Source organism: Streptantibioticus rubrisoli (genome assembly GCF_024436055.1).
Lineage (GTDB): Bacteria > Actinomycetota > Actinomycetes > Streptomycetales > Streptomycetaceae > Streptantibioticus_A > Streptantibioticus_A rubrisoli.
The window spans coordinates 1-15593 of record NZ_JANFNH010000074.1; the positions used below are offsets into that span (position 1 = coordinate 1).

The 15593-nt window shown below is 72.0% G+C and carries 14 protein-coding genes; 9 read left to right on the plus strand and 5 right to left on the minus strand.

Going from position 1 to position 15593, the window contains the following annotated elements:
* Positions 1 to 41: 41 nt before the first annotated feature.
* A complete protein-coding gene (radA, locus tag NON19_RS32165; protein ID WP_255932809.1) occupies positions 42 to 1424 on the minus strand; it encodes a DNA repair protein RadA in 1383 nt (460 codons plus the stop codon).
* A gap of 235 nt (positions 1425 to 1659) precedes the next feature.
* On the opposite strand from radA, the gene NON19_RS32170 reads away from it, so the two are divergent.
* Positions 1660 to 3207 carry a BACON domain-containing protein gene (locus NON19_RS32170; protein WP_255932810.1) on the plus strand — a complete coding sequence of 516 codons (1548 nt, stop codon included), beginning with the start codon at positions 1660 to 1662 and terminating at the stop codon, positions 3205 to 3207.
* A 64-nt stretch (positions 3208 to 3271) separates the two neighbouring features.
* On the opposite strand, the gene NON19_RS32175 is transcribed toward NON19_RS32170, so the two are convergent.
* Complete coding sequence (locus NON19_RS32175) at positions 3272 to 4078, minus strand: DUF3109 family protein (protein ID WP_255932811.1); 807 nt, start codon at positions 4076 to 4078, stop codon at positions 3272 to 3274.
* A 63-nt stretch (positions 4079 to 4141) separates the two neighbouring features.
* Here NON19_RS32175 and NON19_RS32180 point away from each other — a divergent pair, with 63 nt between their 5' ends.
* From NON19_RS32180 to NON19_RS32200, 5 genes are all read left to right on the plus strand, one after another.
* Positions 4142 to 5065, plus strand: a complete 924-nt coding sequence (locus NON19_RS32180; RefSeq protein WP_255932812.1) for a Ppx/GppA family phosphatase — start codon at positions 4142 to 4144, stop codon at positions 5063 to 5065.
* Positions 5066 to 5542: 477 nt separating this feature from the next.
* On the plus strand, positions 5543 to 6403 hold the full coding sequence (locus NON19_RS32185) for a sugar phosphate isomerase/epimerase family protein (RefSeq protein ID WP_255932813.1): 861 nt from the start codon (positions 5543 to 5545) through the stop codon (positions 6401 to 6403).
* Positions 6400 to 7032 carry a TetR/AcrR family transcriptional regulator gene (locus NON19_RS32190; RefSeq protein ID WP_255932814.1) on the plus strand — a complete coding sequence of 211 codons (633 nt, stop codon included), beginning with the start codon at positions 6400 to 6402 and terminating at the stop codon, positions 7030 to 7032. Before NON19_RS32185 ends, NON19_RS32190 begins: the two co-directional genes overlap by 4 nt.
* A gap of 102 nt (positions 7033 to 7134) precedes the next feature.
* On the plus strand, positions 7135 to 8976 hold the full coding sequence (gene ilvD, locus NON19_RS32195) for a dihydroxy-acid dehydratase (protein WP_255932815.1): 1842 nt from the start codon (positions 7135 to 7137) through the stop codon (positions 8974 to 8976).
* Between the two features lie 11 nt (positions 8977 to 8987).
* On the plus strand, positions 8988 to 9488 hold the full coding sequence (locus NON19_RS32200; protein ID WP_255932816.1) for a hypothetical protein: 501 nt from the start codon (positions 8988 to 8990) through the stop codon (positions 9486 to 9488).
* Positions 9489 to 9494: 6 nt separating this feature from the next.
* On the opposite strand, the gene NON19_RS32205 is transcribed toward NON19_RS32200, so the two are convergent.
* A complete protein-coding gene (locus NON19_RS32205) occupies positions 9495 to 10142 on the minus strand; it encodes a LuxR C-terminal-related transcriptional regulator (RefSeq protein ID WP_255932817.1) in 648 nt (215 codons plus the stop codon).
* On the minus strand, positions 10094 to 11488 hold the full coding sequence (locus NON19_RS32210) for a sensor histidine kinase (RefSeq protein ID WP_255932818.1): 1395 nt from the start codon (positions 11486 to 11488) through the stop codon (positions 10094 to 10096). The genes NON19_RS32205 and NON19_RS32210 overlap by 49 nt, the downstream gene beginning before the upstream one ends.
* A 116-nt stretch (positions 11489 to 11604) precedes the next feature.
* On the opposite strand from NON19_RS32210, the gene NON19_RS32215 reads away from it, so the two are divergent.
* The 3 genes from NON19_RS32215 to proC all read left to right on the plus strand — a co-directional run bounded on the left by NON19_RS32215 (position 11605) and on the right by proC (position 14019).
* On the plus strand, positions 11605 to 12363 hold the full coding sequence (locus NON19_RS32215; RefSeq protein WP_255932819.1) for an ABC transporter ATP-binding protein: 759 nt from the start codon (positions 11605 to 11607) through the stop codon (positions 12361 to 12363).
* Positions 12360 to 13133, plus strand: coding sequence for an ABC transporter permease (locus tag NON19_RS32220; RefSeq protein ID WP_255932820.1), 774 nt, complete (start codon positions 12360 to 12362; stop codon positions 13131 to 13133). Before NON19_RS32215 ends, NON19_RS32220 begins: the two co-directional genes overlap by 4 nt.
* A 76-nt stretch (positions 13134 to 13209) precedes the next feature.
* Positions 13210 to 14019 (plus strand): pyrroline-5-carboxylate reductase, encoded by an 810-nt coding sequence (proC, locus tag NON19_RS32225; protein WP_255932821.1) that lies wholly within the window; start codon positions 13210 to 13212, stop codon positions 14017 to 14019.
* A gap of 10 nt (positions 14020 to 14029) precedes the next feature.
* Here proC and trpS read toward each other — a convergent pair whose 3' ends face one another.
* Positions 14030 to 15028 (minus strand): tryptophan--tRNA ligase, encoded by a 999-nt coding sequence (trpS, locus tag NON19_RS32230; RefSeq protein WP_255932822.1) that lies wholly within the window; start codon positions 15026 to 15028, stop codon positions 14030 to 14032.
* Positions 15029 to 15593 lie beyond the last annotated feature (565 nt).

The following is a 15593-nucleotide window of genomic DNA, read 5'->3' on the forward strand; positions in this document are numbered from 1 at the left end:
GTGGGCGGGTGGGCATTTCCAGCGCCCCCGGCGGGAGGCCGCTAACGGGTGCGGGCCGGAAGGACCCGTAGGGCCTCGCTGACGTCGGCCACCTCGGTGACCCGCATGCCCGCCGGAACCTTGCCGGGATCCTGCGGCACCAGGGCGTGCGTGAAGCCCAGCCGGGCCGCCTCCGCCAGCCGCCGCTGCACACCGGTGACCCGCCGGACCTCACCGGCCAGGCCCACCTCGCCGATCGCCACCAGGTTCTTGGGCAGCGGTGTGTCGCTGGCCGCGCTCGCCAGCGCCAGCACCACCGCGAGGTCGGCGGACGGCTCGGACAGCCGCACCCCGCCCACCGTGGCGCTGTAGATGTCGCACTTGCCGATCTGGTGGATCCGGCCGCGCTGCTCCAGCACCGCCAGCATCATCGACACCCGTGAGGTCTCCAGCCCCGAGGTGGTCCGCCGTGGCGAGGGGATCTGCGAGGCGACGGTGAGCGCCTGCACCTCGGCCACCAGCGGGCGGCGGCCCTCCAACGTGACGGTCAGACAGGTGCCCGGCACCGGCTCGGCACGCCGGGTCAGGAACAGCCCGGAGGGGTCGGCAAGCCCCGTGATGCCCTCGTCGTGCAGTTCGAAGCAGCCCACCTCGTCGGTGGCGCCGTACCGGTTCTTCACCCCGCGGATCAGCCGGAGCCTGGCGTGCCGGTCGCCCTCGAAGTGCAGCACCACGTCGACCAGGTGCTCCAGCAGCCGGGGCCCCGCGATCGCGCCGTCCTTGGTGACATGGCCGACCAGGATGGTGGACATCCCGCGCTCCTTGGACGCCCGGATCAGCGCGCCCGCCACCTCGCGCACCTGTGCCATCCCGCCCGGCGCGCCGTCGATCTCCGGCGAGGCCACGGTCTGCACCGAGTCCAGCACCAGCAACGCGGGCTTGACGTCGTCCAGATGGCCGAGGACCGCGCTCAGATCGGTCTCCGCGGCCAGGTACAGATGGTCGCTGATCGCGCCGATCCGGTCCGCCCGCAACCGCACCTGCCCGGCGGACTCCTCTCCCGTCACATACAGCGTCCTGGCCTGGCCGCTGGCCGCCTTCGCCGCCACGTCCAGCAGCAGCGTCGACTTGCCCACCCCGGGCTCGCCCGCCAGCAGCACCACGGCGCCCGGCACCAGGCCGCCGCCCAGCACCCGGTCCAACTCCGGTACGCCCGTGCCGCGCGCGGTCGCCTGCCGCCCGTCGACCTGCCCGATCGGCCGGGCCGGTGCGGTGACCCGGCCCGGCGCGGTGGTGCGCACGGCGGGCGCGGCGCCGTACTCCTCGACGCTGCCCCATGTCTGGCACTCCCCGCAGCGGCCGACCCACTTGACGGTGGTCCAGCCACACTCGGTGCAGCGGTAGGACGGTCGGTCCTTGGCGGTGGTACGCGTACGGGCAGCCATGACCGCCACCGTAGCGCCGGGGTCTGACAGTCCTTTCCGGGGCTCGTTCGCTGGGCCACGCCGGAGACGCACCGGCACCCGCCGGGGCGTGCGCCGGTGCGCGGTTGACGTGGTGGCGGGTCACCCATATGGCCCAAGCGGATGTCCCTCTTCGCGGGTGAAGTGCACCCGAAAGGGTTAAACCTTGCGATCAGGGGTGGGAGGGCGCTAATCCCCGCCCTACCGTCGCCCAGTGATGAGCAGGCCCGAACACCCCCAGTCGCCCCCCACCATCACCGGCGCACACCGGGCGGTGCCGCGCGCCACCCGCCCCGCGCCCGGCCCCGCTCCCTCGCCCTACGAGCCGTACCTGGACGGGCTGTTCACCTACTGCCTGTCGGTACTGTGCGAACGCGACACCGCCATCGCCGCGCTCGGCGACACCCTCGCCGTCGCCGACCGCTACCGGGGACGGCTGCGCGACCCCGAACTGCGCCGCCCCTGGCTGTACGCCATCGCCCGCTGGGCCTGCCTGCGCCGCCTGGCCGAGGGGCGCCCCGCCGTCGGCTCACCGGAGACCTCACCGCAGGCCGCCCAGGAGCGCCGCCGCGAACTCGCCGCCCTCGCCTGGCCGGAGGCCGCCGGAACCACCCCGGAACAGCGCGAGGCCATCGAACTCGCGGTCCGCCACCAGCTCTCCGAGCGCGAGATCGCGATGGTCACCGGAATGGACCAGGAGGTCGCCCGCGCCCTGCTCTCCCGCGCCGCCTGCGAGATCGAACGCACCCGTACCGCGCTGGCGGTGGTGGAACTCGGCAGCTGCCCGGCCGTCGCCCGGCTCGCCGGGGACACCCAGGTGCTGCTCGGCACCGCGCTGCGCCGGGAACTCGTACGGCACGTCGACGAGTGCCCGGCCTGCCGCCTCACCGCCGAGCAGGCGGTCTCCGCCGGGCCGTGGCCGGGTACGGCCACTCCGGCCGTGCTCGCGGTCCTGGAGGCGCCACGGCAGGCCGCGCACAGCGCGATGCAGCACTCGCTGCGCGCCATGCGCGGTGGCGGACACCGCCCGGTACCGCACTTCGACCGGCGCGGTTTCCCGGTGGACAGCAAGGACCGGGCCGCCCGCCGGGCACTGATCCGGCACCGCGCTGTCACCACCACCGTGGTCGCCGCCGTGGTGGCCGCCCCCGCGTTGGCCCTGTGGGCCGCGTACCGCAGCGCCCCGCACACCGGGGAGCGCCAGGACGCCACCACGGTCTCCGCCACGGAGGCGAACGGCGGCGACGACTACACGTACCAGAAGACGGGCAGCGACGGCCGGCCCGCCGAGGGGCCCGGCCGCCAGGACGACGGCACCGGCGGCCCCAGCGCCCTGCCCGGCAGCCCGGCCGCCTCGCCCAGCGGAACCGGCAGCGCGTCGTCCGCGCCCGGCTCGCCGTCCCCGTCGGTCTCCAGCGGCAGCGGCAGCGGTTCGCCGAGCCCGGGGCGGCTCACCCTCAGCGCCCAGCCAGCCGGTTCCGACACGCTGATCACGCTCACCAACGAGGGCGGTGCGCCGTTGCACTGGACCGCGTCGACCAGCGCGGCCTGGCTCCAACTCAGCCTCACCGCAGGCCAGTTGCGGCCCGGTGAGAGCGTCACGGTGACGGTCACGGTCAACCACCAGGCCGAACCGGCGGGCCGCTGGCGGGGCCGTATCGTCTTCGAGCCCTCCGGCGCGATGATCACTATCGAGGGTCAGGGCCAACCGTCCCCGACACCCTCCGCCACCACGACGCCGACCCCTCGGGCATCGGCGTCATAGGAGGGTGCCGGGGGTGCGCCCCCGGAAAGTTCCCGAAAGGTTCCCGAATGGATCCCGGGAGGGGTTACACCGGATCCGCAGGGTGCGGGGCGACCAAGGGCAACTGCGCGGCCAGTCGCGCCTCACACAGTTCCGCCAGCTTGCGGTAGCCCGGCTCGCCCATCAGCTCGGTGAGCTCCGGCCGGTACGACACGTACACCGGCTCGCCCCCTCCGTGCGCGGAGGTGGCGCTGGTGCACCACCAGTGCAGGTCATGGCCGCCCGGCCCCCAGCCGCGCCGGTCGTACTCGCCGATCGACACCACCAGCACCCGGGTGTCGTCCGGCCGGTCCACCCACTCGTACGTCCTGCGGATGGGCAGCTGCCAGCACACGTCCGGCTTGGTCTCCAGTGGCTCGCGGCCCTCGCGCAGCGCCAGCGTGTGCAGCGCGCAGCCCTGGCCGCCCGGGAACCCCGGCCGGTTCAGGAAGACGCAGGCGCCGTCCACCCGGCGGGTCTGCCGGTCGCCGTCCTCGTTGACCTCGGCCCAGCCCTCAGGACCGTTGCCGGTCTCGTACAGCTGCCACGTCTGCGGGGTCAGCCGGGCCGCGTGCTTGGCGACCCGCGCCTCGTCGTCCTCGTCGGAGAAGTGCGCGCCCAGGGTGCAGCAGCCGTCGCTGGCCCGGCCCGCCTCGATGCCCTGGCAGCCGCGGCCGAAGACACATGTCCAGCGGGAGGTGAGCCAGGTCAGGTCGCAGCGGAAGACCTGCTCGTCATCCGCCGGGTCGGGGAACTCCACCCACGCCCGCGGGAAGTCCAGGCCGACCTCGTCGGCCGTCTCCCGCTGCTGCTGCTTCTTCTTCGGCTTCTTCGCCTTTGCCGCCTTTGCCACGCGGTCCAGGGTAGGTGCTGCCCCCGGTCACCGCGGCGTACGGATCGCGCTAGCGTCTTGGCTATGCGACTCGGAGTGCTCGACGTGGGGTCCAATACCGTCCATCTGCTGGTGGTGGACGCGCATCCGGGCGCGCGGCCACTGCCCGCGTACTCCCACAAGGCGGAGCTGAAACTGGCCGAACTGCTCGATGAGAAGGGGGCGATCGGCGACGCGGGCGTCGAGCGGCTGATAGCGCAGATCCTGGAGGCCAAGCAGGTCGCCGAGGACAAGGGCGTGGAAGAGGTCCTTCCGTTCGCCACCTCCGCGGTACGGGAGGCGGCCAACGGGGAGCAGGTGCTGGGCCGCGTCGCGGAGGAGACCGGTATCGAGCTGGCCGTGCTGTCCGGTGAGGACGAGGCCCGGCTGACCTTTCTCGCGGCCCGCCGCTGGTTCGGGTGGTCGGCCGGGCGGCTGCTCGTGCTGGACATCGGCGGGGGCTCGCTGGAGGTCGCCTACGGCATCGACGAGCAGCCGGACGCGGCGGTCTCGCTGCCGTTGGGGGCGGGGCGGCTCACGGCTGCCGCGCTGCCGGGGGATCCGCCGTCGGCGGAGGACGTGCGGGCGCTGCGCAAGCATGTGCGGGCGGAGATCGCCCGCACCGTCTCGGAGTTCTCCCGGCTGGGGACGCCCGACCATGTGGTCGGGACGTCCAAGACGTTCAAGCAGCTTGCCCGGATCGCGGGGGCGGCGCGGTCGGCGGAGGGGCTGTACGCGCAGCGCACGCTCGGGCGGCGGGCGCTGGAGGAGTGGGTGCCGCGGCTGGCGAACATGCCGGTTTCCGAGCGGGCGATGCTGCCCGGGGTCTCCGAGGGGCGCGCCCGGCAGTTGCTCGCGGGCGCGCTGGTGGCGGAGGGGGCGATGGATCTGTTCGAACTGGACGAGCTGGAGATTTGCCCTTGGGCGCTGCGGGAGGGGGTCATCCTGCGGCGGCTCGACCGGATCTAGGGCCTGGGCTCTGCTGGGGTCGGTTTCCGCTGGGCTTCGGTTTCGGTTGGGGCTCGGTTTCCGCTGGGCTTCGGTTTCGGTTGGGCTTCGGTTTTCGCTGGAGCTCGGTTTTCGCTTGTTGGGTGCGGGTTTTCGCTGGGGTGCGGGTTTTCGCTGGGGTGCGGGTTTTCGCTGGGGTTCGGGGTTCCGTTGGGGTTCGGAGTTCCGTTGGGGTTCGGGGTCCCGCTGGAGGTCGGGGTTCCGCTGGGTTCGGGTTGCTGCTCGGCTTCCGGGGTTCTGCTCGGCTTCCGGGTTTCCGTTCTGACTCGGGGCCTCCGCCCGCCCGCCCACCCGATCGGGTGGGCGGGCGGGCGGGTGGGAAAAGCCACCCCCGCCGCGCCGCACCGGACGCGGAACCCCGTGCCCGGGACCGCAACCGCACCCGGGGTAATCGGGATCACGCTCGCCCAGCGGCAGCGCCCCCGTACGCTGTTGCCCGTGGCCGACCCAACGCACCCGCACCCGCATCGCGCCCCGCGCCGTGCCGTAACGGTGCCGGACGCCAAGGTCGCGCTGTCGACCGCGTCCGTATACCCGGAGTCCACCGCGACCGCCTTCGAGATCGCCGCCCGCCTGGGCTATGACGGCGTCGAGGTGATGGTCTGGACCGACCCGGTCAGCCAGGACATCGAGGCGCTGCGCCGCCTTTCGGACTACCACGGCGTGCCGATCCTGGCCGTCCACGCGCCGTGCCTGTTGATCACCCAGCGGGTCTGGTCCACCGACCCGTGGACCAAGCTGCAACGCGCCCGCAGCGCCGCCGAGCGGCTGGGCGCCGCCACGGTCGTGGTGCACCCGCCCTTCCGCTGGCAGCGCAACTACGCCCGGGACTTCGTCCGGGGCGTGTGGCGGATGGCCGACGAGACCGACGTCCGGTTCGCGGTGGAGAACATGTACCCGTGGCGCTACCGCGACCGCGAGATGCTGGCGTACGCCCCCGACTGGGACCCGACCAGGGAGGACTTCCGGCACTTCACGGTCGACCTGTCGCACACCGCGACGGCCCGCAACGACGCGCTGGAGATGGTCGACCGGATGGGCGACCGGCTGGCGCACGTGCACCTGGCCGACGGAAACGGTTCTGCCAAGGACGAGCACCTGGTCCCGGGACGCGGCAGCCAGCCGTGCGCCGAGTTGCTGGAGCGGCTGGCCACCAGCGGCTTCGACGGCCATGTGGTGGTCGAGGTCAACACCCGGCGGGCGATGTGCGCCGCCGAACGTGAGGCCGATCTGGCCGAGGCGCTGGCCTTCACCCGGCTGCACCTGGTCTCCGCGGCGGAGGTCGGCCGCACCCGATGACCGAACACGAGCCGCCGCCCGAGACGCCCACCCGGCGCCGCCGTGGCCGTCCCACCGGCGCCCGCGCCGGTGACTCCGGCACCCGGGAGCGGATCCTGGCCGCCGCCCGCGCGGTGTTCGCCGAGCGCGGCTACGACAAGACCTCGATCCGGGCGATCGCCAAGACCGCGGAGGTTGACTCGGCGCTGGTCCACCACTACTTCGGCGCCAAGGAACAGATTTTCGAGGCGGCGATCGAGGTCTCCTTCGCCCCCGCGCTGGGCGTGCCCGACGTACTGGCCGCGGGTCCCGACCAGGTGGGGGAGCGGCTGGCCCGGTACTTCCTGTCGGTATGGCAGAACCCGGTGACCCGGGCCCCGCTGCTCGCCGTGGTGCGCTCGGCGGTCACCAACGAGACGGCGGCGGGCGTGCTGCGCGGCTTCGTGCTGCGCAGGGTGCTGCTGAAGGTGGCGGGCGAGCTGGACCTGCCGGACGCCCGGCTGCGCGCGGAGCTGGCCGCCGCCCAGATGATCGGGGTGGTGCTGATGCGCTACGTGCTGAAGGTGGAGCCGCTGGCCTCGGCGACGGAGGAGGAGATCGTCGGGTACGTGGCGCCCACCATCCAGCGCTATCTGACGGCGTCCGAGTAGGCGCACGAAAGCATGTCCGGATCGCGGACGTCACGTCCGCATCCCGACACGGTGGGCGTACCCTCGGAAGGCGCCCCAAGAAACTCTGAGGAGTGAGGTCCCGTGCCCGAGCTGAGGTCACGTACGGTCACCCACGGCCGCAACATGGCGGGAGCCCGCGCGCTGCTGCGCGCGGCGGGCGTAGCCGGTGAGGACTTCGGCAAGCCGATCATCGCGGTGGCCAACAGCTTCACCGAGTTCGTGCCCGGCCACACCCATCTCGCGCCCGTGGGCCGCATCGTCTCCGACGCCATCAAGCAGGCGGGCGGTATCCCGCGCGAGTTCAACTCGATCGCGGTGGACGACGGCATCGCCATGGGGCACGGCGGAATGCTCTACTCCCTGCCGTCCCGGGACCTGATCGCCGACTCGGTGGAGTACATGGTCGAGGCGCACTGCGCCGACGCCCTGGTGTGCATCTCCAACTGCGACAAGATCACCCCGGGCATGCTGATGGCCGCGCTGCGGCTGAACATCCCGACGGTCTTCGTCTCCGGCGGCCCCATGGAGGCCGGTAAGGCCGTGCTGGTGGACGGCACGGTGCGCACCGGGCTCGACCTGATCTCGGCGATGTCCGACGCGGTCTCGGAGTCGGTCTCCGACGAGGACCTGGCCCGGATCGAGGAGGCGGCCTGTCCGACCTGCGGTTCGTGTTCCGGCATGTTCACCGCCAACTCGATGAACTGTCTGGTCGAGGCACTGGGCCTGGCGCTGCCCGGCAACGGCTCGGTGCTCGCCACCCACACCGCCCGCAAGGCGCTGTACGAGGACGCGGGCCGCACCGTCGTCGAGATCACCAAGCGGTACTACGAGCAGGATGACGCGACCGTGCTGCCGCGCGCCGTCGCGGGCCGCGCCGCGTTCGAGAACGCCATGGCGATGGACATCGCCATGGGCGGCTCGACCAACACGATCCTGCACCTGCTCGCCGCCGCCCAGGAGGCCGAGCTGGACTTCACGATGGCCGACATCGACCAGCTCTCCCGCGGTGTGCCGTGCCTGTGCAAGGTGGCGCCCAACGGCACGTACCACATGGAGGACGTGCACCGGGCGGGCGGTATCCCCGCCATCCTGGGCGAACTGCAACGGGCCGGGCTGCTCGACGAGAGCGTGCACGCGGTGCACTCCGCGTCGCTCGCCGACTGGCTGAAGAACTGGGACATCCGCGGCGGCTCCCCGTCCCCCCGGGCCGTGGAGCTGTTCCACGCGGCGCCCGGCTGCGTGCGCTCCGCCACCGCGTTCTCCCAGTCCGAGCGGTGGGACTCGCTGGACACCGACGCCGAGTCCGGCTGCGTGCGGGACGTGGCGCACGCCTACTCCGCCGACGGCGGCCTCGCCGTGCTGCACGGCAACATCGCCGTGGACGGCTGTGTGGTGAAGACCGCGGGGGTGGACGAGTCGATCCTGGTCTTCGAGGGACCGGCGGTAGTCGTGGAGTCCCAGGAGCAGGCGGTCGACGCGATCTTGAACAAGCGGGTCAAGGAGGGCGATGTCGTCGTCGTCCGCTACGAGGGCCCCAAGGGCGGCCCAGGCATGCAGGAGATGCTCTACCCGACCGCGTTCCTCAAGGGCCGCGGCCTGGGCAAGGCGTGCGCGCTGATCACCGACGGCCGGTTCTCCGGTGGCACCTCCGGCCTGTCGATCGGCCATGTCTCCCCCGAGGCGGCGGCCGGTGGCGCGATCGCCCTGGTCAGGGACGGCGACCTGATCCGCATCGACATCCCGAACCGGTCCATCGAGCTGAAGGTCAGCGAGCCGGAGCTGGCCGAGCGCCGAGCGGCGCTCGGTGGCGTGTACCGCCCGGTGGGCCGCGACCGCAAGGTCTCCACCGCGCTGAAGGCGTACGCGGCCATGGCGACCAGCGCCGACAAGGGTGCGGTGCGGGACGTCAGCAAGCTCGGGTGACAATTGCCCGTGTGAGCGAGGCAGAGCAGCGCAGCAGCGACGAGGGCGGACCGCGGCCGGAACCCATCCGGTTCTTCGGCACCACCTGGGTGCACCATGACGGCGGCTACGGCTGGCGGCGGGCCGGTCTGGCGGTCGGCTCGCTGCTCGCGGCGGCGGCCGGGGCGTTCCTGGTGCGCTTCGCCTACCAGGGCTTCGACACCGCCGATGTGGGTTCCTTCGTCAAGATCCTGTTCATCGCCGCCTTCGCCATCTGCACCGCGCTGGCCTTCCGGCAGACCTGGGACGGCTTCACCCGCCGTGCCGAGTCCAGGGGTGACAACCGCGGGCTGTTGCTGATCGGCTTCATCGGCTCGCTGCTGGCGTACTTCCTGCGCTGCCTGCGCGAGGCACCGGGCGAGCGACTGCACCGCGCCGAGTACGAGCGGGCGTTGGAGGCGTACGAACGGCGCCGCTCCGCGCGCACCGGCAACCCGGCGACGCGCAACTCCGGTAAGCGCAAGCGCCGTTGACCTCCGTCAGCTCCCGTTGAGGTAGGCCAGTACGGCCAGCACCCGGCGGTTGTCGTCGTCCGAGGCGGCCAGCCCCAACTTGGCGAAGATGCTGGTGGTGTGCTTGCTGACCGCACCCTCGCTGATGAACAGCCGCTGCGCGACAGCGGTGTTGGAGCGGCCCTCCGCCATCAGCTCCAGCACCTCGCGCTCGCGCGGGGTGAGCGCGGCCAGCGGCTGGTCGCGGGCGTTGCTGCGCAGCAGCTTGGCGATGACGTCCGGGTCCATCGCGGTGCCGCCCGCGGCCACCCGCCGCACCGCGTCGGTGAACTGCTCTGCGTTGAACACCCGGTCCTTGAGCAGATAGCCCACCCCGCCGGAGCCGTCCGCCAGCAACTCCCGCGCGTACAACTGCTCCACGTGCTGCGACAGCACGAGCACCGGCAGGCCCGGCACCTCCCGCCGGGCGGCCAGCGCGGCCTGCAGGCCCTCGTCGGTGAACGTCGGCGGCAGCCGTACGTCCACCACCGCGACGTCCGGCCGCAGTTCGACCAGCGCCCGCTGCAGTTCGGGGCCGCTCTCCACGGCCGCCGCGATCTCGAAGCCATGGGCCTCCAGCAGCCGGATCAGCCCTTCCCGGAGGAGGTAGAGGTCCTCGGCGAGGACAATGCGCACGGTAGCTCCAGGGTCACGATGGTCGGTCCGCCGTTGGGACTGCTCAGGGCCAGTACGCCGTCAAACGTAGCGAGCCTGCGCTCGATGCCGCGCAGCCCACTGCCCCTGGAGGCGTCGGCGCCGCCCCGGCCGTCGTCGGTGACCTGCACCCGCAGTGCGTCACCGGTGTGGTGCACGTCGATCCACACCCGCTCGGCAGCCGCGTGCCGGGCCGCGTTGGTCAGCAGCTCGCTCACCGCGAAGTACACCGCGGACTCCACCGGCGGTTCGGCCCGCCCCGGCAGGTCCTCGGCCACCTCGACGGCCAGCGGACTGTCCAGCGCCAGTGCCTTGATCGCGTCGGCCAGACCGCGCTCGGCGAGCACCGGGGGATGGATTCCGCGCACCAGACCGCGCAGTTCACGCAGCGCGCTCGCCGACGCCTCCCGGGACTGCGCCAACAGCGCCTTGGCGGCCGCCGGATCGCGCTCCAGCAACTGCTCGACAGCGCCCAGGTTCAGCCCCATCGCGACCAGCCGGGCCTGGACGCCGTCGTGCAGGTCCCGCTCGATGCGCCGCAGTTCGGCGGCCTGCGCGTCGAGGGCGTCGGCCCGGGTCTCGGTGAGCCGCCGCACCCGCTGCTGCAACCGGGCGTTCTCCGGCGGCGAGAGCAGCTTCGCCGACCAGTGGCCGGCGGTCTGCACGAAGGCCGGGGCCACCCCGAGCCCGCCGAAGAACGCCGCACCCAGCAACACATGTGCGGGCCAGGCCAGTTGCCCGTCGGGCCGGGCCAGGAACCAGGTGTAGACGGTACTGTCGCCCTGCCCGGGATGGTGCGCCCACCAGGCGATCAACGGTACGAGCTGGCCGATCAGCCCGTACCCGATCAGCGCCGCCGGTACCGCCGCCATCGCCCCGAGCACCAGGGCGCTGGACAGCCAGCGCAGATCCCGCCAGATCGCCGGATCGGTCGTGAACCGCTGGAAGTCCAGCTCCCACTGCCCCGGCATCGTGCGCCTGACCCGCCTGCCGAACCGGTACCGCCCGTCGGGCAGCGCCTCCACGGTCGGCTCGGGCTGGTAGGCCTCCGCGACCTCGATGCCGAACTCCTCGGCCAGCGCCCGCCGTTCGCGCCTGGCCATGCACTGGGTCAGCCGCAACGCGGGCGGCGCCAGGAAGACCAGCCCCAGGCAGAACGTCAACGCGGTGGCGGTCAGCGCCACCGCCAGCGGCATCACGGTGTCCAGCGACCTACGGAACATCCGCAGCCCCAGCCCCAGCGCCTTCCACTGCTCGCTGCGCCGGACCCGGCGGGCCAGCCGCTCATGGTCGTGGGTGCCGCGTCGTATTCGCCCTTGTCCCCTCATGGCACCAGTTTCGGCGCGCGCCGGGCCGGTGGCACTGCCTCCAGCGCCCGACCTCGGGTGGGGCCAGACCCACCCCCTTGACGGCGGTGGGCTCAGCCTCCACTATTCATCATGTGATGAATTCCGCTCCACCGGCCGTACACGCCGCCGGGCTCACCGTTCAGCGCGGTGCCCGAACCGTCCTCAAGGGCCTCGACTTCGCCGTCCCCCGCGGCCAGGTCACCGGCCTGCTCGGCCCCAGCGGCTGCGGCAAGTCCACGCTGCTGCGCGCCCTGGTCGGCGCCCAGGCCAAGGTCACCGGCCAACTCGATGTCCTGGGCCACCCCGCGGGCCATCCCGCGCTGCGCTCCCGGGTCGGCTATGTGACCCAAGCGCCGTCCGTCTACGCGGACTTGACCGTCAGTCAGAACCTGGACTACTTCGCCACCGTCCTGTCCCCCGGCGCCTCCCGCGCCGACCGCCGGTCGACCGTGCGCCGCGTCCTGGCCGAGGTCGACCTCACCGCACACGCCGACCAGCTGGTCAGCCGCCTCTCCGGCGGCCAGCGCTCCCGCGCCTCGCTCGCCGTCGCCCTGCTGGGCACGCCCGAGCTGCTGGTCCTGGACGAGCCCACCGTCGGCCTCGACCCGGTGCTCCGCCGCGAGCTGTGGCAGCTCTTCCACCGCCTGGCCGCCGAAGGCACCACCCTGCTCGTCTCCAGCCACGTCATGGACGAGGCCGAACGCTGCGACCGGCTCCTGCTCATGCGCGACGGACAACTGCTCGCCGACGACACACCCGACGCACTACGCGCCAGCACCCGCGCCGACACCGTCGAGGACGCCTTCCTGCACCTCGTGGACCCGTCCGCACCCCGCCAGGAGGCGACCCGATGAGCACCCGGCGCACCCCGCCTGGAGGCGACCCGATGAGCACCCGGCGCACCCTCGCCACCGCCCGCCGGGTACTGCGCCAACTCGGCCACGACCCGCGCACCGTCGCCCTCATGCTGGGCATCCCACTCGTCCTGATCACCCTGCTCTACTGGGCGTTCCACGCCACCCCGCAGACCTTCGACCACATCGGGCCCGCGCTGCTCGGCGTCTTCCCGCTGATCGTGATGTTCCTGGTCACCTCGATCGCCACGCTCCGCGAACGCACCTCCGGCACCCTGGAGCGACTGCTGTCGATGCCGTTGCACAAGGCGGAACTGATCCTCGGCTACGCGCTCGCCTTCGGCCTGCTCGCCGTCGTCCAGGCCGCCCTGTGCACCGGCCTCGCTGTCGGGCTGCTCCACCTCAGCCTCGCCGGATCCACCTGGCTGCTGCTGCTCGTCGCCGTGCTCGACGCGCTGCTCGGTACCGCGCTCGGGCTGTTCGTCAGCGCCTTCGCGGCCAGCGAGTTCCAGGCCGTCCAGTTCATGCCCGCGGTGATCTTCCCGCAGCTGCTGCTGTGCGGCCTGTTCGTGCCGCGTGGCGCGATGCCGTCGGCGTTGTCCTACGCCTCCGACGTGCTGCCAATGTCCTACGCGGTGGACGCGATGACCCGGGTCACGCTGGAGGCGTCCGTGACCGGCGCGTTGGCGCGCGACCTGGTCGTGCTCGCGGGCTGCGCGCTGCTGGTGCTGGCCTTGGGCTCGGCAACGCTACGACGGCGTACACCGTGACGAGAGAAACGGTGGGCGGTGAAACGCCAACCCCCACGGCCTGCGGACGAACGCCAACCGATGCGAGGATGACCGCATGCCCCAGAAAGTCGCAGTCCTAGGCACCGGAAAGATCGGCGAAGCGCTGCTCTCCGGAATGATCCGCGCGGGGTGGGCCCCGGGCGACCTGCTGGTCACCACCCGGCGCGCGGAACGCGCCGCCGAACTCCGCACCCGGTACGGCACCGAGGCGGTGAGCAACGCCGAAGCGGCCAAGGCCGCCGACACCCTCATCCTCACCGTCAAGCCGCAGGACATGTCCGCCCTGTTGGACGAACTCGCCCCGCACGTTCCGGCCGACCGCCTGGTGATCTCCGCCGCCGCGGGCATCACCACCACCTTCCTCCAAGAACGCCTGGCCGAGGGCACCCCGGTGGTGCGGGTCATGCCCAACACCCCGGTACTGGTGGACGAGGGCATGTCCGTCATCTCCGCCGGAAGCCACGCCTCCGAGGCACACCTGGTACGCGCCGAGGAGATCTTCCAACCGGTCGGCAAGACCCTGCGGGTCCCCGAGTCCCAACAGGACGCCGCCACCGCGCTGTCCGGCTCCGGCCCGGCCTACTTCTACTACCTGGTCGAGGCGATGACCGACGCGGGCATCCTGCTCGGCCTGCCCCGCGCCCAGGCCCACGACCTGATCGTCCAGGCCGCCATCGGCGCCGCCGTCATGCTCCGGGACAGCGGTGAGCACCCGGTCAAGCTCCGCGAGGCCGTCACCTCCCCGGCGGGCACCACGATCAGCGCCATCCGCGAACTGGAGAACCACGGCGTACGAGCCGCCCTGCTCGCCGCCCTGGAGGCCGCCCGCGACCGCAGCCGCGAACTGGCCTCCGGGAACGGCTGAACCCCCTCGCCTACAGCGCTGGCAGAAGCCCGACCGCCGCGTACGCCGCGTCCACGGTCGGGCGGGCCAGCGCCCGCGCCCGCTCGGCACCCTCCCGCAACACCCGGTCCACCTCGCCCGGATCGGCGCACAGTTGGGCGTGCCGTTCCCGCAACGGCCGCAGCAGCTCCACCACCGCCTCCGCGGTGTCCTTCTTCAACGCGCCGTACGAGTCATAGCCCTCGGCCAGATCCCGCGGCGAAGTCCCCGTGCACGCCGCCAGGATGTCCAACAGGTTCGCCACCCCCGGCCGGGTGCCGGGCTCGTACGCCATCTCAATGCCGCTGTCCGTCACCGCGCGCATCACCTTCCTGCGGACCACGTCCGGCTCGTCCAGCAGATAGACGATCCCGGCCGTCGCGGCGTGCGACTTGCCCATCTTGCACGTCGGATCCTGCAGGTCCATCACCCGCGCCGCCACCGACGGATTCACCGCCTTCGGCACGGTGAAGGTGTGCCCGTACCGCTGGTTGAACCGCACCGCCAGATCCCGGGTCAGCTCGACGTGCTGCGTCTGGTCGTCCCCGACCGGCACCTCGTCCGCCTGGTACGCCAGGATGTCCGCCGCCATCAGCGCCGGATACGTCAGCAGCGACAGCCGCACGCTCCCACCGCGCTGCTGCTCACGGGCCGCCTTCTCCTTGTACTGGATCATGCGGCGCATCTCGCCGTCGGTGGCCGTGCACTCCATCAGGTACGACAGCCGGGCGTGCTCGTCGACGTGGCTCTGTACGAACACCGTGCAGACGGCGGGGTCCAGCCCGGCCGCCAGCAGCAGGGTGGCCGCCTGGCGACTCAACCGTCGCACCCGGCCGGGGTCGTGCTCGACGGTGAGCGCGTGCAGGTCGACCACGCAGAACAGCGCGTCCGCCCGGTGCTGGTCCACCTGCACCCAGCGGTGCACGGCGCCGAGGTAGTTGCCCAAGGTGAGGTGGCCGGTCGGCTTGACACCGCTGAAGATTCGCGTCATCTCACTGTCTCCCTGTCTCCCTGGATACGGGGACCACCGTCCGCGACGGCCGGGTGCGGGAGCTGAAACGCGAACGGCCGCCTGGGCGGCGGCCGTTGGATGCATGCGCTGAGGGGTGGCCGCCGTCAGGCGGGCCACCACAGCTGGATGAGCGCACGCGAAGTCATGGCAGGCAGCGTAGCGCACGGTGAGCCAACTGGCGCGGCTTGTAAGCCATAAGGGCCTGGTGTAGAGTCGAACAGTTGCCGCGGGCCGTAGGAGGTCCAACGGCAGCCACTTCCGCCGCTCTGCGGCAAACCACTACTGCACGGCCTTCCCTCGGGATCAATTTCGGCATGCCGGAATTCGGTCCAGTCGGCTCGATTATGAGTCGGCGGGGAAATCCGCTAAAGTAGTGAACACGCCGGACGGGCCGAGAGGCCGGAAAGGCAAGAGCAGGAAATCCCGCCAGCGGGAATCGGGCCGGAAAGGGTCTGATAAGCTGGAGAAACCGAAGGGAAAGCCCGGAGGGGCCGGTGAGACGGTCTCGAAGGAAGCTTCCGTTCCTTGAGAACTCAACAGCGTG